The sequence below is a fragment of the Vibrio sp. 10N.222.52.B7 genome, from assembly GCF_041474275.1.
Taxonomy (GTDB): Bacteria; Pseudomonadota; Gammaproteobacteria; order Enterobacterales; family Vibrionaceae; genus Vibrio; species Vibrio crassostreae_C.
This window is the reverse complement of sequence record NZ_JBFRTU010000057.1, coordinates 1-18,785: the sequence shown is the minus strand read 5'-3', so window position 1 is coordinate 18,785 and position 18,785 is coordinate 1. Positions and strand designations below refer to the sequence as shown.

Genomic DNA, 18,785 nt, shown 5'->3' with positions numbered 1-18,785 from the left:
AACAAATATGGTGATTAGAGAACAATTGAACACTGTTCATTATTGTGTAACTATACATGAAACTAATACAGGATCTGATGATGACAATTACGCCACTTGCTCAAAATAGACCATTACTGTCATTGACGACGCTGTATCTGATTGTGTTTCTATTTTCAGCGTTTGCTCCCTCTTCAAGAGCGGTATGGATTGCCGAAATTGTCCCAGCGCTTGCGATATTGGTGGGAATCTGGTGGTTATCAACAAAGCTCACCTTCACTAAGACAGCTTACGTTTTAATGTTTATCTGGCTAATTTTGCATACGATAGGCGCGAAATATACCTTCGCAGAAGTGCCATTTGATTGGTTCAACAACATGATAGGTTCTGAGCGTAATAACTTTGATCGTGTCGCGCATTTCTCAATTGGCCTTTATGCTTACCCACTCGCTGAGTACTTGATTCGTAAAAACTGGCTCAACCGGTGCTGGCATGTTTCTTTGCGCTATTTGCGATCATGAGTGTGGCTGCAGGTTATGAAATTATCGAGTGGTGGTACGCGGAGATTGCAGGTGGTGATGAAGGTATCGCGTTCCTTGGCTCACAAGGTGATATTTGGGATGCACAGAAAGATATGCTGTGTGACACCACGGGCGCAATTGTCTCGCTATTACTTCTTAAGCTTCAATGGCGTGTCAGAGCTTACTGAGCTCAATTCTTTACTCTGAGTATCAAAAGCAATGTTGAAATGCCACACACAAACTGCGCTGTGGCATTTTTAGTTTCAGCATTGTTTGCTCGTTTTAATGTGACAGGTTATTTCATCGTGACGGGTTATTTCATCGCTACCTTGCCACCAACAAACTTGTAGGCTGGCGTACCTCGAACCAAAGTGTCTCGCGCAAATTCAATCCCGCATTCAGGGCACACACATGGTTTTGTCGTGAAATCTTCAACGATACGCTCCTTAAAACATTTCACGAGTGCACCTTTGCCACCTTTCCGATACTTAAAAAGCTGCGTTTTGCATTTGGCACAGAAAATCTGAACCGTCTTGGTCGGTTGTTTCTTGTTTGGTTTAGCCATAGAAGTTAATGATTGAACTCTTTATTTCTTAAGTTTAGGTGCGACAAGAACCAAGCTTATCCCAAGAAGTATAACGGTTGATGAGACTATAAATTGCATAGTGACAGGTTCAGATAACAGTAATACGCCACCAAGTGTCGCGATAACTGGAACAGAAAGCTGTGCAATAGACGCAACCACGGTATTCAGTTTTTTCACTACGTAATACCACAAACTATAACCGATACCAGAAGCCACAGAGCCCGATATAACCGCGTAAATCAAACCTTGCTCAATGATAGACACTTGCGTTAATGCATTAGGTATTAAAACTAATAAGCTCAATGCCACAAGGATAACTAGCGAGCTGAATCCAAAGTTAGCGGTGGTCGATTGCAGTGCGTTTGACGATTTCTTTCCTGCCAATGTGTAAATGCCCCACCCAATTCCGGCCAGAGACATCAAGATAATAGAAACTAAGTCGGGTGCTTGAGTCGATTCCGTTGGCATTAACAAATAAACAAGCCCTGCCACAGATAACAAACACCCGCCCCACTCAATGAGCGACATTCTGTTTCCAGAAAGCAAGTGCGCGGCAATCATCGTAAATTGCACTGCGACAAACAACACCAGAGCACCAAGACCTGCGCCGAGCTCTAAGTAAGCAAACGAGAAACCAAACATATACACGAGCAGTGACAGTATTGACGTGAATTGAAACTGTGATTTTAGCCTTGTGTATAGCGATGTGTTGTTTGTTAACACACGTCTAGCTTTAGATTGGGAAGACAAAGTTAATAAAATCAGAAGCGTAAGCGCACCAGATAAGATGCGAACGATCGAAAAGCTCAAAGGATCGATCGTTTGATCCATTAAGGCCCAGCGACACAAAACTGAATTCGCAGCAAATGCCACCAGCGTAATAAATGTAACCATCAGAGTTTGCATCGTTTTTCCTAAATGAGTTATTTGGTCCTAATTGAGTTTTCTTGGATTTCAATCAACGTCAGGCTTCACCCAAACTTGGCTAAAGTCGAACCAACCTAATGCATTACATTTCGCGTTTTGCAACGTACCACATTGATCTTTATTAACGCCTAACCAGCAATGGAACATCGGGATCAATTGATTGCTTTGGACCAGTTGTTTACCTAACTGTCGTGCTGGGAATTGCTCGAATTCACCAGAACGCCAACGGTCAATCATGTGACACCATTGGTCGAAGTCCTCTGCCGGGCTAGATTCATCAAGAAAACTGTAGTCCATTAACCAGCCAGCCAAGGCGTCGTCTCTGTTATTGGCGATGCCCATAGGGTTAATCCAAACATCAACATCATCGGCGTGCGGAGGATCGGTTTCGTAACCGTAAAGATCAACATCGACGTTGTATTGCTTCAGCACCGTGACAATCGCCTTTGCAAGCGTTGGGAACATTGGGTGTTGGCATTGATACGCTAATCTTATGGTAGGCTTCGAATCTGCTGGTGGACAAACGGGCACTTTTAACTTTATGTCATACCAACCGGGTTTTATCCCATAAGCGTGTAACACGCCCAAATCGATAACAGTCTCTTTTGGAATATGAACAAACAGATCCGCCGCATTCAACGCGTTAGATAAAAACTGTGCCCATGCGGGATCTTGTGCAATACCCTTCTTTCTATTGAGCAGTAAATACGTGCAGCCAGGATCGAGTTCTACTTCATCGCTATCGCCACGGTCGGCCATAACAGGCTTAGATAGGCTTGGGTAAACCATTGAAGAATAAGCCTCATCCACCACCCAAACTTCAACGCGATCAATTAACGGTCTGAAACCAAAGTACCCATTAAAAGCGGTTAACACGAGTTGTTTCTCGTCGTTCTTTTCAATGCGATAAGGTCCCGTTCCAATCGGTCGAATATCGTAGTCTTCACCACGTAAAGTGATCGGTAATGTGACTTTAGCGACCGATTCCGTTAGTGCGAGGGGAAAATACTTGTCTGGACGTGTGAGAAAAACATCTACTACACAATTTGCAGGTGAAGAGACATCTTTGATATGCGAAAACATGTTGAGAGGTTCGAGTGCAAGCAGTGTATCCACAACATGATTGGTTAACAGAGGTTCCCCGTTATGGAAACGAACACCGGGTCTCAAGAAGAATCGCCATTGGTAATCGCTGATTTTTTGCCATGAATGAGCAAGATCGGGTTGAAGTTGGTCATTCTCATCTAGACGAGTCAACCCACTGAATACCTGACAAGCGATATGTTGCTCTGAACGACGCATCGATTTGGTTGGGTTAAGCATGGATAGCGGACGGTAATAAGGCAAACGAATAACTTGTTCGCCTTCTTGATACTGTACACCCAAGTAGTTTTGAATAACTTGGGTGAGTTTGGCAGCATTGTGATCAAGCACTGACAGCGCCTGTCCAATTTTGCCTTCTTGTAAATAGCGTCTTGCTAGGTTCTCGCTGACATCACAACGATTCTGTTTAAAGATAAGTTGAGATAACTTCCCTCGACCAGCTGCAGGTAACCATTCTACCCACCCTTCTTCTTCAAGCTTGTTGAGTACCATTCGGGCATTACGACGGGTACAACAAAGCACATCCGTGATGTCGTCGAGTTGAACATCAGAATCTTTACCATCGAAGTATTCAAACAGGGTTTCAAATTGAACGCGAAGTCTTGGGCTGCTCATAAAGAGGAAAACTTATTCAAAGGACATTGAATTCAGTTTCCCTATTTTATGGCGTAAAATCAATATTACTGACACAATTTTATTGTGAATTATGAGTACGACACCCTAAGATGTTATTCAGTCTTAAGGGTTAAGTGCTTTTACCGTAAAGGATTACATTACGTCGCAGCCAATTTCATTAGCGATTTCACGGAGCTGCTGTTCATCGTCTAATTTTATCGACCATTTACACTCAGAACCGTTAGCTGAAATGACATTTGCCCCTTTTCCGATCAATTGAATTGCATCAACTTGGGCTTGCAGCGTGACTCTATGCTCACCATCTAAACGAACAACCAATTCATGTGCGGTTGCGATGACTTTTCCACTTTTAAACGTTATGACCATGGGCTTCTCGGGTTACTTCTTTAAATACTGATTGCTTGTTCTAAGTACTGATTACTTCTTCTAAAGACAAAATCAGCGTACGACTGCCTACTCTATTATCGCTTATGTTTCTTAACGGCAATGGTTAAACGACTGGTACAAACTAAGCGTTGACGATCATCAGTGATATTGATCTGCCATACTTGAGTAGAGACGCCCAAGTGAATAGGCTCAGCAGTACCAATGACATGCCCTTCACGCATTGACCTTACGTGGTTCGCATTGATATCGAGCCCAACGCAATAATAGCCTTCTGGTACGCAGAAGTTTGCAGCCAATGAGCCAAGCGTTTCTGCTAGCACAACCGATGCGCCGCCATGAAGCATACCCAGTGGTTGGTGCGTAAAGTGACAAACCGGCATGGTTGCTACCAAAGAATTGTCATTTACTTCGGTGTAAACAATGTTGAGGTGTTCAATTAAGGTATTTTTTGAGGTCGCGTTGAAGGTATCTAGGTCAACGGGCTTTTTCCAAATACTCATATAGGTTCCTTAATTATTGATCTTGTTATCGCGTGCATAGCTTTTTTCTATATTACCGCTGTTAGTTATCTTACAGCCCTTAGCTATTACGCAAGTTGATGTTAACATGCATAAAAACCGAATACACAGAGGATATTGTATGACGTCATGGATGAAGTTTGCCTCGCTTCTCACACTTGCAGGCCTAACCGCGTGTAGCGCTTCTCCGACAGGCAGAAACCAATTGCTGCTTTTTTCAGATAAAGACATGTCTCAGCTTGGAGCACAGTCTTTTGAACAAATGAAAAAAGAACAACCCATCAGCAAAGATGCCAAAACTAACGCTTATGTTCAGTGCGTAGCGAACAGTATTACTCAACACATTCCTAAACAAGGTTTTAGTGAATGGGAAGTTGTTGTGTTTGATAGTGACCAAGTGAATGCATTCGCCCTACCTGGCGGCAAAATTGGTGTATACACGGGCTTACTCAAGGTCGCAGTCAATCAAGACCAACTCGCGACGGTTATCGGTCACGAAGTGGCACACGTTCTTGCAGACCACAGTAATGAGCGCCTGTCTCAGTCTCAACTCGCTAATACTGGCTTGTCTATTACTAATGTCGCGTTAGGTGCATCAGAGTACAAACAATATCAAGGTATGACGATGGCCGCGTTAGGATTAGGCGTTCAATATGGCGTTATTCTACCGTATGGGCGAACTCAAGAGTCTGAAGCCGATGTTGTTGGTTTAGAGTATATGGCTCAAGCAGGGTTCGATCCAAACCAAAGTGTTAATTTGTGGCAAAACATGGCCAAAGCATCAGGGGGCAATCAACCGCCAGAATTGCTTTCTACGCACCCTTCCCACAGTACGCGTATTAAAGATCTACAAGCAACGATAAAAACGCTTCCTCAATCAGGTTCACCAAGACCAAATTGCAAAGCGTAATCTAAGTAAGAATCGCCTAGCTGGTGTAAATACAAAAATGCCCTATCCATATTGGTTAGGGCATTTTCAGTTTCTTGCTTGCTAACAGTTCAAGTGCACTAAGCAGCTGGATAATTCCAACAACAGAAACTCACTCGTTAAGTACCAAGAATTTGTAATGGTAGGCTTAATAGCTGATCACCAGTAGATGCAAAATACCAGATAACACCAATCAAACTGCTCACTAAACCTACATACCAAACGAACGACACGACTTGCCCGTATTTGTCTAACGGTAACAAGTGACTGTGATGACGTCCTTTCCATTCAAACAGTATTTCAACACTGCCCATGATCAATAAGAAACCAAACAGGGTTAAATTCAACTGATAACTCAATACCACACCAGCAACGGCAGCCGCGACACAAAGTACAATGCCAAGCACACTGTTCATCGAGAAACTGATACTTTTAAGAACATGTCCGCCATCGAGAGGCAAAATCGGCAATAGATTGAACAGGTTTAATAGAGCATTAAATACTGCAAGGCCGGCAAAGAACATTTCGCCAGTCGCCCAATACAGCACCATAAATACTAACGACAATATCAGGCCGAACAATGGCCCCATGATTGAGATAACCACATCTTGCCAACGCGTATTAATCTTTTCATCGGATAACGCCAAGCCACCAAGAAATGGTATCAAATAGATCCCTTTGGTTTTCATGCCGAAGTATTTCATCGCTCTAATATGACCGTACTCATGGAACATTAAACAGGCGATTAAGGCCAAAGCGAACTGAATTGAAAACAACCATGAATAGGCCGCTAAACTCGCAGAAGCAAGTACGACCTTGATTAGCTTGGCGCTTTTAAGCGCTTTCATACCAAGCGACACCAACCCAATTAAGCTAAAACGCTTCTCTGGTTTAGGAGCGACAACAGGAGTTTGTTGTTCAATATCTTTGGTGTTTCGATTGCCTTCGGTAATGGTTTGCCCATTCACCGACGCTTTATACGTCATCTCAAACGGTTGCCACTGAACGGTCGATTCAACGTGACACTGCAACGTTTCTTCGCCAGCGCGTAGTGTAAATTCGTGTTTTCGGGCGTCTTCTTGGTCTGTGGTCGCATCTAATTGAGATACCAAAGTGTTATCCCAATACAACTGTTGCCACCCTGCCATTGATCCTTCTAAACGAAGCGGTTTACCAAGAAACTCTATCGCGAGTAATTCCAAACTTAAAATTCCAATTTAATGACTTCTAACGAGTGTCGATATTATGCCGATTTAGCGAATGGTGGTAAACAGAAACAAAGTTGTTACATATTGAGCTATTGAACACTATTTATACCGCAACGATGCATAAACACTCTGGTCACACCTCTAACCACGAATAAATTATTGATTATACTTATATTATCGATGTTAAAGTGCCGCCCCTTTAAAACATAACCTCACAAAATAACAACTCTTTCTTTGACTTTATATAAAACATGAATTTAACATGCCATTTACATTAGAGCTTCAACACCAAAAATGCTCAGTGTGTTTTCAAACCATAATAACGAAATTCGATGCCCTAGGAGGGTCAAGGATGAAAACAATACAACGCTCTCTCGTTTCACTTTCAGTACTATTTGCATGTAACTCACTTGCGGCTGGTTTCCAAGTTGCTGAGCATTCTGCCTCAGGTCTTGGTCGTGCCTTTTCAGGTGAAGGTGCAGTAGCTGATAACGCGAGTGTACTAGCGAGAAACCCCGCCGCAATGACCCTATTTGATACAGCACAGTTTTCAGGCGCGGTTTCTATCGTTGATCCCGAGGTAGACGTTACTCAAACCAAAATCAATGACAACGACTTCAACCAAAAATCATCAGATGTAGCTCCTTTACAAATTGTCCCTGCTGCTTATTACATTAGTCCTATCAACGACAAATGGGCTTGGGGAATTGGCATGTTCACGACTTACGGAGTAGCCACTGATTACCCAGATGATATTTATGCTGGTGATTTGGCAGGTGACACATCACTAATTTCAGTCAACTTAAATCCAAATATCGCGTACAGAGTTAACGATAGTTTTAGTGTTGGAGCTGGAGTTAACTTTGTTTATGCAGAGGCCGAGCTCAACAGACACAAAGGCAGCCTTCCTGTTGGTGGCTCACCAAGTGACAAACTAATCTCGATGACTGGTGAGACTTTTGCTTTTAGTTGGAATGTAGGTGCGTTATATGAACTGAACGAGTACAACCGTTTTGGGTTTGGTTACCGCTCATCCGTTGAACTCGACTTTGATGACGGTGAGTTCACTGATTACACAGGTCTAAAAATGGAAAACGGCGCTCCTGGTAAAACCACAGGGCGTCTAGAAATTGAACTGCCCGATATCTTCGAATTATCTGCTTTTCATCAACTTAACGATGCTTGGGCAATACACTATGGTTGGCAGTTAACTAAGTGGAGTAAGTTCAAAGAGTTAAAAGCCACTAGTTCAGACTGTAAAAACAATGAATGTTTCTTAAAAACCGAACATTACGAAGACAATCAGAGATGGTCTGTAGGTGGAACTTACATGGTTAATCAAAATTGGACGGTACGAGCGGGCCTAGCGTATGACGAGCAAGCTGGTGAAGCGACATTAAGCATCCCAGACAGCGATCGTATGTGGTATTCAGCAGGTCTCACCTACGCTATTTCAGAGAATATGACTGTCGATGCTGCATTTGCACTCGTACAAAGTGAAAGCGGTTCGTTTACCGAAACTGATGCGGCAGGACAAAAGCTTACATTTGATGCTGAAGGCGTTGCTTACCTTTCAGCGATACAACTTAACTACATCTTCAACTAACCGTACGGGAATAATTACATGAACAACAAATTTTCTTTATCTCTCGTATGCTCAGCATTACTACTTGCGGGCTGTGGCGACAATAGTGAAAGCTCTGGTGATTCAACAGCGGCACCTTATTCAGATGCAATCAACCAATCATTAGCTAGAAGTTCAAAAATTAGCTTCACTCTTCTAGGTAATGAAGCGGATGTTCCTCTTCCTTCGTTTTTCTTGTTCGATACCAACGATCACACTCTAAATATTCCGTTAGATGCAAATTCAACGGGGCTCTTGAATGATCCAAAAGTAGCCATGGGGGAAGCTGATGGTTGGAGTACTATCATGCCGTTCACTATCAATGTGAATCTTCCAAGTGATAGGACGCTGAAGAATGATGTCGTGATGATGGGTACGACACCGTTTAGCGCGCACCTAAATGCCGGTGTAAAAGTTGCTAAAGTGGATGTTGACCTGAGCACTGGTGTAATGTCTAACTTTACTGCGCTAACTGCTGGCGTTGACTACTTAGTGGCATCTAGTGATTTTAAGACCATACAAGTGTTGCCTCTTAAAGGTTTAGATCCTAGCTCTGACTACATCTATGCATTAACTGACTCAATTGTTGATAGCGCAGATGAACCACTTGGAACATCAAGCTCTTACGCATCTTTAAAAACGACAGATATTGACCAAGCAGGCTCGCTCGATTTACCACAGAAAATCATCCATCAAGTTGAAGCGTTGTTCGCTGGCTATGGTTCTGTATCAAGCTCAGATGAAATCATATACTCATCTTGGTTTACTACTGCGTCGGCAGGTAACGTTATGAACGGGACCAAAGCTGCAATTGCACAAACAGTTAGCCCCGCAGTTACCCCGTCTGATATATGGAAGAACCTAGCGAATCCAAATAGTATTTCGGAAGCTGATCTTGATAATCTGTATACATTTACAGTTGATGGAACGAAACAGGATTTTGCTACAGCTGTACAAGCTGACGCGATGTTTAAGAGTGCATTTGGTGACGATGCTGCAACACAATTAGCTGCGGGTTATAACACTAACTTTTCAACACCAGCAGCAGCTTCTATTCAAGTGTATCGAGGAACAGTTAAATTACCGTACTTCCTGTCAGATTCGTTAACTAACAATGCGTGGAAAACAACGCCTTGGCGCAGTGCGATGCCTAGTGTTTTAACTATCTTGAATGTACTCAGCTCAGGAAGTGACTCGGACAAAACAGCTATTGCTACACAGCTGGCAGGTTTAGGGATCACAGAGCCTGCTGCTCAACTCTATCAAGCAGAGTACCAACAATTACTCATTGGAGAAAAGTTAACTCTTGCAAGCGGAGAGCAATTGGATAGCGCTAGAGTTATGACGAAATACAGCGCTGTACCGCAAATTCGAGCAGCAAAGTCAGTGCCGTTCGTTATGTTTGTACCTGAAGGAGCAGCTATCGACAGCAGTTTACCAATTTTACAGTACCAACACGGTATCACTAGCATCAAAGAGAGTGCTTATGCTTTTGCGATGCAGCATATTGGCGGCGCACTTACTGGATCTGCACCATACAAACCCTATGCAATTATTGCTATCGACCAACCACTTCACGGTCAACGCGCACTAAGTGCAGATATTGTTACGACACCAACAACACCTACTGTATACATGAATCTTGAGTATTTACCTGTTGCACGAGATAACATCCGTCAGAGCGCCATTGATGGTCTTGGAGTTCGTTTTGCGTTAAATTCTGCTACTGATGCAGCATTTAGTAGCCTCGACAAAACGAATGTGTCTCTATTTGGGCATTCTATCGGGGCGATTACAGGTATCAGCTCTTATACCGTTGGTAACAGTTCGTTGAACCCTGCTATTGATTCTATGTTTAGTTATACAAGTGCAACACTTGCTAACCCAGGTGGTGGCATTGCCCCTTTCTTGCTTAAGTCAGGCTCGTTTTCTCCTGAGATTAAGCACACCGTGAGCCTATCAAGTGTAACCGAGTACCAAGCACATTATGTAAGTAACTGTGTGCCAGTCAGTAAGTCAGGTGGTGATTGCTTTAATGAATACTACACAGCCCTAAGTAATGATAGTGCTTCAGCCTCAGACAAAGCAGTCAAAGCGACAATCGACTCGATCCTTACTTCATTCACTTATGCTGCGCAAACAGTTCTAGATAACGTTGACCCATATAATATTGCATCTACAACTACGGGACCTGTGCTTGGTATTCAAGCGAATGGTGACGAAACGATACCAAACTCGGTCGCTGAGTTTCCAACAGCAGGTACCGAACCCCTGTTTAAAAAGTTATCCTTGGTTAATACTGCACTGGACTCTTCGGGAGACAAGCTGGCTTCGTATTTTGACAAAGCATCTTCAGAAGCAGACCACTCCACTGTAATTTCTCAGCAAAATGCTGGTGATGCAGCAGCCAACGCAGAAATGACCTCACAAATTGTACAATTTACCTTGTCGCAAGGTACTGGCATTGCAAGCGTAACCGCTGGCTTGTTAGATGCGAGTAAGTAAGCGCATGAGCAAAATTTAATTTAACCAAATGCCAGCCTAACCGCTGGCATTTTTGTTCCTGTGACTAGCTAACCTTCCCTAGTTAACCGTTTGCATAAAACTTTAAAACACAAATGGTTGATCTCAGCTAAAATTAATCAAGACAGAATACCGTACGACCTCTTTCTTTATTGTAAATAAAGTGGATAATAGCCCCGTAATTTAATACCTAATAAATGTGAGTCCATTATGTCTTCTGAAGCTACTATGCTAGAACGCTGCCAATCTAAATGTGAACTATGTGGTTCTGATTCTTCTCTTACTGCATACGCAGTGCCGCCACACAGCCACGTAACAGTGGATCACGGCATCATGGTATGTGACAAATGTCTTGGTGAGATTGACGATCCTAAAGATATCAACCACTGGCGTTGTCTGACTGACAGCATGTGGAGCCAGGAAGCGCCAGTTCAAGTAACGGCATGGCGTCAACTTACTCGTCTGAACACAGAAAGCTGGGCTCAGGACGCGCTAGACATGATGTACCTTGAAGAAGAAACATCAGTTTGGGCACAAATCGGCATGTCTGCTGATGACAAGCCTCTTGATGTGAATGGCGTTGAACTTAAGAAAGGTGACGACGTAACAGTAATCAAAGACCTGCCAATCAAAGGTACTAACCAAGTGATTAAGCAAGGTACTGTTATTCGTGGTATCAGCGTTGGTGACGATCCTAAGCTTGTTTCTGGTAAAACAAACGGCGGTCAATCAATGTACGTAATCGCTGAGTTCTGCCGTAAGAAGTAATCTTACTGTAAGAAAGTGATAGAAAACGAAAAGGCGCTAATTAGCGCCTTTTTTCTTGGAAAAATTTAACCTATTCCGTTGTTCTAGAAACCACTGCCTACGTTAAAGTAGATAGCGCGTTCTTCATGGCTTTGCGCATAATCCATCCCAAGATGCAAACCGTAACGTCTCGCGATTTGGTATCGAAAGCCGACACCTCCGGCATTGACGGTACTGTCGTGGCTTATGCCGTTATCTTGCTTTGCAACCCCTGAACCGTAAAACCCAGACACCTTCCAACGATGAGTGATGCTATACGTCAATTGGCCTTGAATTGTTTCAATCTCATCTCCTTGGTACCGATAAGATGACACCCCGCGTAACGACACGTACGGTTTCGCTGTGGGTGATACAAACAGGTCTTGCTGTTCGAAGCTTTGATAATTTGCAGCCAAGCCTAACGTCCATTTATTGGCAATTGGGATATAGGCTTCGCCATCTATGTTCAAATTTCGGTAATTGTAATCACTGCCAATCGCATCGTCGTACACCATGTAATCTGCAGACAATTTGTAACCTTTGGTTGGATAAAATAAATTATCTCTTGTGTCATATTCAGCCTCCAACCCTAAACCAGAAGTAACCGATTCGTTACCCAAAATACGGTCTAAAACCATGTTATCAAATTCAATCTCAGACTTAGCTAATAACTGCTTTATTCCCAACATCCAAGGCGTATGCCCAATCCGGAACTGCACCTTTTGTGAAAGTACGGCTACCGAAGTTGACGTGCCTATTCTAAGGTCATGATCTATGGGGCCCCAGTTGATTGATGTGTACAAATCCAAATTCGCAACACCAAAGCCGCCGCCTCCTGTGTAACGAATGGAATCATTCATCCAAGATCGTCTATGGCCACCAAATACAAACCAAGTTTCGTTCTCTGTCCCTACTGCGCCCACTACTGACATTGCTGAGGGTACTAACTGCGCACCACCATCTATGGCAGAAAGAGCAGCTTGCTTTCTTTGTCGCTTTTCCTCATCCGTCTCATGTAAAAACAAACCAGCCACACCGCCGCCGTACCCCACCGCAGGCTCGGTAATCAAAATTGGGATAGGCAAAAATCCATATGCGTTTTCCGCAAGGTGATGCCCCATATCAAATTGACCATCAACAGGATCATAAAACGATGCGAAAGAAGATGTTGTAAATAAAAAGCAGGAAAGAAGAACAATGCCGCCGCAGCGAGTCATAAAATTTGCCTCATAAAAAAGACCGGGTGACGAAACCCGGCCGAAAGTTTGCTTCCTTGCAATAAACATAGAAATTAAACACTTATTGCCAATAAAGGGGGTCCTTAATCGACGGGCATAGAATAGGCCAAATAATGGTGTTGCCCTACTCCTATATAGAGGATGTCGCCCTACAAAATTAAAGAGCTTTCGAGATGACAGAAACGCAAAAGGCTCATATAAATGAGCCTCTATTAATAAGTTACCTACATTCTTCCTTTGCTAATATTGACTCAATACTCGATCAACATGTTCTTGTATAACAGATAAAACCGATAATTTTACATCCTTCACTTGCTTAGAATGATTGCACCAAAGCGCAAAACCGAATTTGAATCCTTGGTGCATTTCAGACGACTGTATAGGTTCAATGTCGTAATGGGAAAATTCAGAATGAGCAAACGTTTTTGGTAACAGTGCCCACCCTAAACCGGCTTCAACCATTTTAATAACTAACGCCAATTGATCGACTTCTTCGTTATCGGAGCTGATGGTTACTTTTTCTGACATTCCCTCTTCAATAAACGATCTCAAGATAAACTGCTTTGAATTTCTTAACGCTAAAAGTACATCCTCTTGCGCCAAAGATGAGAACTCACCATTTTTTTGAACGAATGGGGAAAACTCAATGTGACCTAGAAAAGTCGCATCAAAGCTGTGTATACCCCGGCTGTCATGCACATTGACTAATCCAAAGTGGTACTCGCCACTTTGAAGGCCCTTCTTAATATCCTTTTTGTTTCGGATTAAAAAGTTCACTCGCATCATCGGGAAATCACGACGCAGTTTCTTTCGAATATCCAAAAGCATTTGATGAGGTATCACACCAGAATAAGCAAAGGTGATGTTTTCCAACCCGCCATAAGAGAGGCTCAATGCTACCTTATCGAAGGTACGAGCTTGTTCAATGGTTTGTTTAGCGTAATGGTAAAGAAGATGCCCGTCTTCTGTCGGCTTTACAGAGCGCCCAACCCTTTCAAATAGGCTTACCGCGAGTTGGTCTTCAAGGTTAGTAATAACCTGCCCGATTGTCGTTCTGTGTTTATTGAGTTTAACGGCGGCTTTGCTGAAAGAGAGTTGGTCATAAACGGTAACGAACGCGAGAAGTTGTTCAATGCTGAAATTCATTTTGTTGTGCTTACTTTTAATCGTTATGTATTTAAATTATCACAGGTTGGCGAAATATCTACTTTGTCAGAATAATATTAGTGAAAATAATTCGTCAATTTGAAACAAAAAAACCTACTTAAGCTAGTAGGTTTTATCGTTGATGTCAAACGAATAACTTAAATGTATTCGATAATTCGAGCTAGATAGTTAAAGTCCCCAGAATCACCGTGGTAATTACGGTAAACATCGACACTGAAATATCTAGGTTGGTCCACTTGAATATGCTCAGCAATTCGCTGCTCGATGGATTCTAGAGTTTCACCTGTTTGCGAGTAAATGTATTTCTTGGTGGTCTTTTGAAGCTGGCGTTCTTTAGCTTCTTTGTGTGTGACGTAATTGTTCACGTCAACCCACTGACCAATGTAGTCAATCTCCACGTAGTCTGAATTTTCTTCAACCATGAACAACGCCGCTTCTTGTTGAACGTCGGCCAGTTGTAGCATGTCGTTATCGACTTTTTGCTGTTCCATTGAGGTCACATTTTGTGCCATGGCAGCGCTAGACGTTGCCATGATAAGTAGCGCTAAAACTGTTTTATTCATTTTACGATATCCCTAAATTAAGGTAATTCTGTTACCCAAGGTTTGCCCTGAGTTGCTTTGTGATAACCATATTCGTATATGGTTAATAAATAGTGTTCATCAAACATGTCTTTGGTTCGTTTGGCGTAACCAAAGTCGTGCTCGATGTAAGTAAATTGCATATCAATGTTGTTGATTTCACAGATGTATTTCATTCGATATAAATCACCACGTGTTTGAGCAAGAGTCAGGCTTGATACGCTCTTTGCTACTAAATCTAGACCCTTATCTCTCAGCGAGTGGTACGGCGCTTTCAGTGCTCCATTTCGAATAACATCGAGCTGTGGTGGTTTTTCTAACCCAAGAGCATCTGAGATCTGCTGATAGTCGAAGTTAGATGGATTGAAAAATACTTGAGCGGCTAAACCACCATCGACGTGAAGTTCTTCATAACTTTTACCTTCGTACTTCACATTGATAAACTGCGGTGGGAAGACTCCAGGAATAGAAGCACTTGCTGCTAAAACCTTATATATAAGTTCAGACTTATCTGGCATGTCACTATTTGCAATTGCGCCCACATTCCAAATGACAAGCTCTCCAGAATCAAAGTGTGTGCTACCAATAAACAAACGCTTACCGTTGCGGTGTCGCGCAGCAATTTGCTCGATCATCGGTTCAGGGAACGCCTGAGCGATAAATTGATTCAAGTTTTTACCGTCAGTAAAAGCATCTTTAAACACGGTGTTTAAAAAGTTCTTTTTGCCGAGCACTGATTTGTCATTGATGTTTAACATCACCTCCTTCATCTTCGGAAATGCATCTCCGCCGATGAATACAAATGGTGCCATTAGCGCTCCTGCACTGATGCCAGTAACTATTGAGTAGTCTTTCAATTGGCCAGATTCTTCCAGCCCTATCAAAATACCGGCTCCAAAGGCTCCGTTCGCGCCGCCTCCTGACAAAGCTAAGATATTTAGTTGCTCACCTGACACTTTAATTGGCGTTGTTTGATCGATTGGAGAGTATAAGAAGTCTGGGTTCTCACTCGCCCACATACGCAATGGCTCTTTTACTGATATCGCTTCTTCTACAACCACTTCTTTGTAATTGTCTTTGTGTACGCGTACATCCAACGTGTGGGGTGAGCTACATGCCACTACAAGTAATGACAAAGCAACGGTAAAACCCGAGGAAACTAGACGGTTCATAATTAGGCTCATTTAATGTTCTCTAAAATGATTCAGAGACTCTGTTTAATCAAAAGAACAGCTATAAACAGAGAAGTTAATAAATAGGGATAAAGTGAAGTCCGTCTCTTTCTGGGAGTAATATAGCTAGGTTTAGTCTTAGCTCGTAATCTCGTTTGTAGGATGCGACCCATCGAATAGGTACACCCTCCACCACTATCGGAGTTAAACGCTCTACCCGATTTTGACCACGTTGAAATCGTGGGTAGGCTCTACAAATTCATATTGTGCATTGATTGTTTGTAGCTCCCAAGTGCCATAGCTTTTAGTTAGCTCCAACACACCATAGACCGCGTTATTTGCATGTCGGAATGCAGCTACGGGAGACATTCTCTTTATTAACCCTGCGGTAAACAGGCCAGAGATAAGGTCACCGACACCAACCGGTTGTTGAGCAAATTCAATGTTCGGTCGTTGGGCTAAATAACATGCCTTTTTCGTTGCTAAAATCATACTGAACGCGTCATCGGGTAATGAGTGAAGATGCTTCACGAGCACCATCTTTGGACCAAGCTCCAATGCTTTCTTACATGCTGTAACCGCGTCATAAAGGGAGAGGATTTTAATGCCGGTCAATTCACTTAGTTCAAATTGGTTTGGCACTATAACATCGGCTATAGGAAGCAAGTGTTTAGTAATGGCGGTTCTAACGCCATCCTCAACGATACAACCTTTATCTGGGTCACCCATTACAGGGTCACAAACATAGAGTGCACTGTGGTTCTTTTCTTTAACTAAATTAACCGACTCGGCAACCGCTTTACATTGGTCTGCGCTTCCCTGATAACCCGATAGGATCGCACCACAGTCTTTCAGTACGTTGATGTTGTCTAAGCCTCGAATCAAGTTTCGAATATCATCTGAGCCGAATGTTTGCCCGGTCCAACCTTGTTGATATTGAGTGTGATTAGAGAACTGAACAGTGTGGATTGGCCACACATCGAGTCCCATTCTTTGGATTGGAAAAACCGCAGAACTGTTTCCTGCATGCCCGTAAACCACGTGAGATTGAATAGAAATAATGCTTTTCATGCGTCGCTCTTTCAGTTTGAAATGGATTTGAATACTTGGATAAGACGACTAAATAAACACAACGGAACATCAAGATAGGAAGTTTTATCGATCTAACCACTGTGCTTATTTGGTCGGAATAGCCTCGACATCGCCGAGGCTTATTCTTAATGAGTTGGACGTCATCGGCTTTAAATCATGTATTTGATTCTAAGCCAGACTTGAACTTATGCGTCTTGAAACTCAGCGAAGTACTCATCCAATACAGTGCGTGTTGCACGGCCGATTAGCTCGTACTCGTGGTGAGTAAGGTTCGCTAGTGATACACGTACTGATGCGTGTACTGTGTCGAAACCTTTACCAGGTAGTAAGATTACGCCGGTTTCGTGAGCAAGACGGAATAGGAAGTCTTTACCTTTCTCGTTAGCTTTGAACCAGTCGACAAACTCTTGACCGTAAAGTTTGCCACCTAGCGTGTCTAGCTCTAGTAGTGTGTAGTAATCCACACGGTCTTTGTTCTCTTCGATTGCTACACCCATGTTTTTGTAAAGCGTTGTGTAGCGCTCACGGATGATGCGTTTACAAGCGGCTTTGTAGCGACCTTCTGAGTCCATTAGACAAGTTAATGCAAACATCGCCATTTGTACTTGTTGTGGTAGAGACAGACCTGCAGTATGGTTCAATGCTACGCTGCGGCTATCAGCAACGATGCGGTCGATGAATTTGATGTCACGTGGCTCTGGAGTTAGCGTTTTGTAACGGTCGTCCAATTGGCACTGTGTCGCTTCACTGAATGAGCGAAGTGTATCGTCGAACACGTTCTCATCGTGAATACCGATAGTGCCTAGACGCCAGCCTGTTGCACCGAAGTATTTAGAGAATGAGTAAACACATAGTGTGTTATACGGTAGTTTTGCGAACAGAGAAACGAACTCATCTGCGAATGTGCCGTACACGTCATCTGTGATGATGAATAGGTCACTGCGTTGCTCATTCACAAAGTTTGTTAGGTTCTCTAGAGTCTCGTCAGAGAATTTCACTGATGCTGGATTAGCAGGGTTAACGACGCAAAGTAGTTTGATGTCTGTATCTGCCAGTTTCTCGATTTCAGACATTGGTAGCTGCCAAGTGGTCTCATCAAGGCGTAGCTCTACGATTTCCAGCTCATATTCTGCTAGCTCTGGGATTTCTAGGTAAGGTGTAAAGATTGGCGTGATTAGCGCAACTTTGTCACCTTTTTTCAATAGACCATTGTTGAACATGGTTGCGAACGTGTACGTCATTGACGCAGTGCCGCCTTCTGTTGCGAACAGGTCAAAGTTAGTCGTCATTGGCATTGGGCCGTACATCTCTTCTGCGATGTATTGTTTAACCACTTTCTCGATGTTCACTAGCATACGTGGTGGCACTGGGTAGTTACACGCAAGGTAAGCCAGTACTAGCTCGTTTAGGAACGCTTGTTTTTCGATGCCTAGACGGTCTTTTGCGTAGCTTAGTGCACGACGTAGGAAATCAACTCCTTTGTCTGTTGCATATTGGCTTGCGAACGTGTCGAAACGCTCAACGATGCCGACGCCATCAGGGATACCACCGAAATCACCACCTAGGTAAGCGTAGTTACGCTCTGCTTCTGCTACCGCAAACTCACCAAGACGGATGAATGCTTTACGAGGTAGCGTTGCTAGGAAGTTAGGGTTACCACGACCTGCATCAAGAAGTGCACGATCTGGCACAGCTTGCGCCACTTCAATCAGTTTGTCTTTTAGCTCGAATGGGCTTAGGTCAGCGAATTTTGAAAAATCGATAGTTGGAGTTTGAGTAGTCATAATATTTACCTAATAATTTAATAT

16 protein-coding genes and 1 pseudogene are annotated in these 18,785 nt (G+C 43.0%); 5 read left to right on the top strand and 12 right to left on the bottom strand.

What is annotated here, in order from left to right; translation table 11 throughout:
* Nucleotides 1–56: 56 nt before the first annotated feature.
* Nucleotides 57–688 (top strand): annotated as a pseudogene (locus AB4512_RS15280) (DUF2238 domain-containing protein).
* Between the two features lie 125 nt (nucleotides 689–813).
* Here AB4512_RS15280 and AB4512_RS15275 read toward each other — a convergent pair.
* The 5 genes from AB4512_RS15275 to AB4512_RS15255 form a co-directional block, all read right to left on the bottom strand.
* Entirely contained in the window at nucleotides 814–1,065 is a 252-nt protein-coding gene (locus AB4512_RS15275) for a hypothetical protein (protein ID WP_372175140.1), read from the bottom strand.
* A gap of 21 nt (nucleotides 1,066–1,086) precedes the next feature.
* Complete coding sequence (locus AB4512_RS15270) at nucleotides 1,087–1,992, bottom strand: DMT family transporter (RefSeq protein ID WP_372175139.1); 906 nt, start codon at nucleotides 1,990–1,992, stop codon at nucleotides 1,087–1,089.
* A gap of 48 nt (nucleotides 1,993–2,040) precedes the next feature.
* On the bottom strand, nucleotides 2,041–3,732 hold the full coding sequence (locus AB4512_RS15265; protein WP_017069657.1) for an SgrR family transcriptional regulator: 1,692 nt from the start codon (nucleotides 3,730–3,732) through the stop codon (nucleotides 2,041–2,043).
* 153 nt (nucleotides 3,733–3,885) lie between these two features.
* Nucleotides 3,886–4,119, bottom strand: coding sequence for a DUF3389 domain-containing protein (locus tag AB4512_RS15260; RefSeq protein ID WP_017064605.1), 234 nt, complete (start codon nucleotides 4,117–4,119; stop codon nucleotides 3,886–3,888).
* A gap of 95 nt (nucleotides 4,120–4,214) precedes the next feature.
* Nucleotides 4,215–4,640 (bottom strand): hotdog fold thioesterase, encoded by a 426-nt coding sequence (locus AB4512_RS15255; protein WP_017060067.1) that lies wholly within the window; start codon nucleotides 4,638–4,640, stop codon nucleotides 4,215–4,217.
* Nucleotides 4,641–4,779: 139 nt separating this feature from the next.
* Between AB4512_RS15255 and AB4512_RS15250 the strand changes: the two genes are divergently transcribed.
* Nucleotides 4,780–5,568, top strand: a complete 789-nt coding sequence (locus AB4512_RS15250; protein WP_372175138.1) for a M48 family metallopeptidase — start codon at nucleotides 4,780–4,782, stop codon at nucleotides 5,566–5,568.
* A 137-nt stretch (nucleotides 5,569–5,705) separates the two neighbouring features.
* Here AB4512_RS15250 and AB4512_RS15245 read toward each other — a convergent pair whose 3' ends face one another.
* Nucleotides 5,706–6,788 carry a site-2 protease family protein gene (locus AB4512_RS15245; RefSeq protein ID WP_017060065.1) on the bottom strand — a complete coding sequence of 361 codons (1,083 nt, stop codon included), beginning with the start codon at nucleotides 6,786–6,788 and terminating at the stop codon, nucleotides 5,706–5,708.
* Between the two features lie 358 nt (nucleotides 6,789–7,146).
* Between AB4512_RS15245 and AB4512_RS15240 the strand changes: the two genes are divergently transcribed.
* The 3 genes from AB4512_RS15240 to AB4512_RS15230 all read left to right on the top strand — a co-directional run bounded on the left by AB4512_RS15240 (nucleotide 7,147) and on the right by AB4512_RS15230 (nucleotide 11,709).
* Nucleotides 7,147–8,400, top strand: coding sequence for an outer membrane protein transport protein (locus tag AB4512_RS15240; protein WP_102394482.1), 1,254 nt, complete (start codon nucleotides 7,147–7,149; stop codon nucleotides 8,398–8,400).
* A gap of 18 nt (nucleotides 8,401–8,418) precedes the next feature.
* Nucleotides 8,419–10,923, top strand: coding sequence for a VolA/Pla-1 family phospholipase (locus AB4512_RS15235; RefSeq protein WP_372175137.1), 2,505 nt, complete (start codon nucleotides 8,419–8,421; stop codon nucleotides 10,921–10,923).
* Between the two features lie 228 nt (nucleotides 10,924–11,151).
* Nucleotides 11,152–11,709, top strand: a complete 558-nt coding sequence (locus tag AB4512_RS15230) for a PhnA domain-containing protein (RefSeq protein ID WP_017060062.1) — start codon at nucleotides 11,152–11,154, stop codon at nucleotides 11,707–11,709.
* A gap of 83 nt (nucleotides 11,710–11,792) precedes the next feature.
* Here the strand turns inward: AB4512_RS15230 and AB4512_RS15225 are convergent, their stop codons facing one another.
* The 6 genes from AB4512_RS15225 to AB4512_RS15200 form a co-directional block, all read right to left on the bottom strand.
* Nucleotides 11,793–12,944: a BamA/TamA family outer membrane protein gene (locus AB4512_RS15225; RefSeq protein ID WP_017069662.1), complete on the bottom strand. Its 1,152-nt coding sequence runs from the start codon at nucleotides 12,942–12,944 to the stop codon at nucleotides 11,793–11,795.
* A 261-nt stretch (nucleotides 12,945–13,205) separates the two neighbouring features.
* Nucleotides 13,206–14,111, bottom strand: coding sequence for a LysR family transcriptional regulator (locus AB4512_RS15220; protein WP_102394484.1), 906 nt, complete (start codon nucleotides 14,109–14,111; stop codon nucleotides 13,206–13,208).
* A gap of 158 nt (nucleotides 14,112–14,269) precedes the next feature.
* A complete protein-coding gene (locus tag AB4512_RS15215) occupies nucleotides 14,270–14,695 on the bottom strand; it encodes a hypothetical protein (RefSeq protein WP_104216057.1) in 426 nt (141 codons plus the stop codon).
* A gap of 17 nt (nucleotides 14,696–14,712) precedes the next feature.
* Entirely contained in the window at nucleotides 14,713–15,885 is a 1,173-nt protein-coding gene (locus AB4512_RS15210) for a patatin-like phospholipase family protein (RefSeq protein WP_372159105.1), read from the bottom strand.
* 213 nt (nucleotides 15,886–16,098) lie between these two features.
* Nucleotides 16,099–16,956, bottom strand: a complete 858-nt coding sequence (pdxY, locus tag AB4512_RS15205; RefSeq protein WP_017060057.1) for a pyridoxal kinase PdxY — start codon at nucleotides 16,954–16,956, stop codon at nucleotides 16,099–16,101.
* A gap of 206 nt (nucleotides 16,957–17,162) precedes the next feature.
* Complete coding sequence (locus tag AB4512_RS15200) at nucleotides 17,163–18,761, bottom strand: bifunctional aspartate transaminase/aspartate 4-decarboxylase (protein ID WP_372128095.1); 1,599 nt, start codon at nucleotides 18,759–18,761, stop codon at nucleotides 17,163–17,165.
* Nucleotides 18,762–18,785: the final 24 nt, after the last annotated feature.

Bases quoted from the DNA above. Each gene is read 5' to 3' on its own strand.
- AB4512_RS15275 (WP_372175140.1), bottom strand. From the start codon at position 1,065: ATGGCTAAACCAAACAAGAAACAACCGACCAAGACGGTTCAGATTTTC.
- AB4512_RS15270 (WP_372175139.1), bottom strand. From the start codon at position 1,992: ATGCAAACTCTGATGGTTACATTTATTACGCTGGTGGCATTTGCTGCG.
- AB4512_RS15265 (WP_017069657.1), bottom strand. From the start codon at position 3,732: ATGAGCAGCCCAAGACTTCGCGTTCAATTTGAAACCCTGTTTGAATAC.
- AB4512_RS15260 (WP_017064605.1), bottom strand. From the start codon at position 4,119: ATGGTCATAACGTTTAAAAGTGGAAAAGTCATCGCAACCGCACATGAA.
- AB4512_RS15255 (WP_017060067.1), bottom strand. From the start codon at position 4,640: ATGAGTATTTGGAAAAAGCCCGTTGACCTAGATACCTTCAACGCGACC.
- AB4512_RS15250 (WP_372175138.1), top strand. From the start codon at position 4,780: ATGACGTCATGGATGAAGTTTGCCTCGCTTCTCACACTTGCAGGCCTA.
- AB4512_RS15240 (WP_102394482.1), top strand. From the start codon at position 7,147: ATGAAAACAATACAACGCTCTCTCGTTTCACTTTCAGTACTATTTGCA.
- AB4512_RS15235 (WP_372175137.1), top strand. From the start codon at position 8,419: ATGAACAACAAATTTTCTTTATCTCTCGTATGCTCAGCATTACTACTT.
- AB4512_RS15230 (WP_017060062.1), top strand. From the start codon at position 11,152: ATGTCTTCTGAAGCTACTATGCTAGAACGCTGCCAATCTAAATGTGAA.
- AB4512_RS15225 (WP_017069662.1), bottom strand. From the start codon at position 12,944: ATGACTCGCTGCGGCGGCATTGTTCTTCTTTCCTGCTTTTTATTTACA.
- AB4512_RS15220 (WP_102394484.1), bottom strand. From the start codon at position 14,111: ATGAATTTCAGCATTGAACAACTTCTCGCGTTCGTTACCGTTTATGAC.
- AB4512_RS15215 (WP_104216057.1), bottom strand. From the start codon at position 14,695: ATGAATAAAACAGTTTTAGCGCTACTTATCATGGCAACGTCTAGCGCT.
- AB4512_RS15210 (WP_372159105.1), bottom strand. From the start codon at position 15,885: ATGAACCGTCTAGTTTCCTCGGGTTTTACCGTTGCTTTGTCATTACTT.
- pdxY (WP_017060057.1), bottom strand. From the start codon at position 16,956: ATGAAAAGCATTATTTCTATTCAATCTCACGTGGTTTACGGGCATGCA.
- AB4512_RS15200 (WP_372128095.1), bottom strand. From the start codon at position 18,761: ATGACTACTCAAACTCCAACTATCGATTTTTCAAAATTCGCTGACCTA.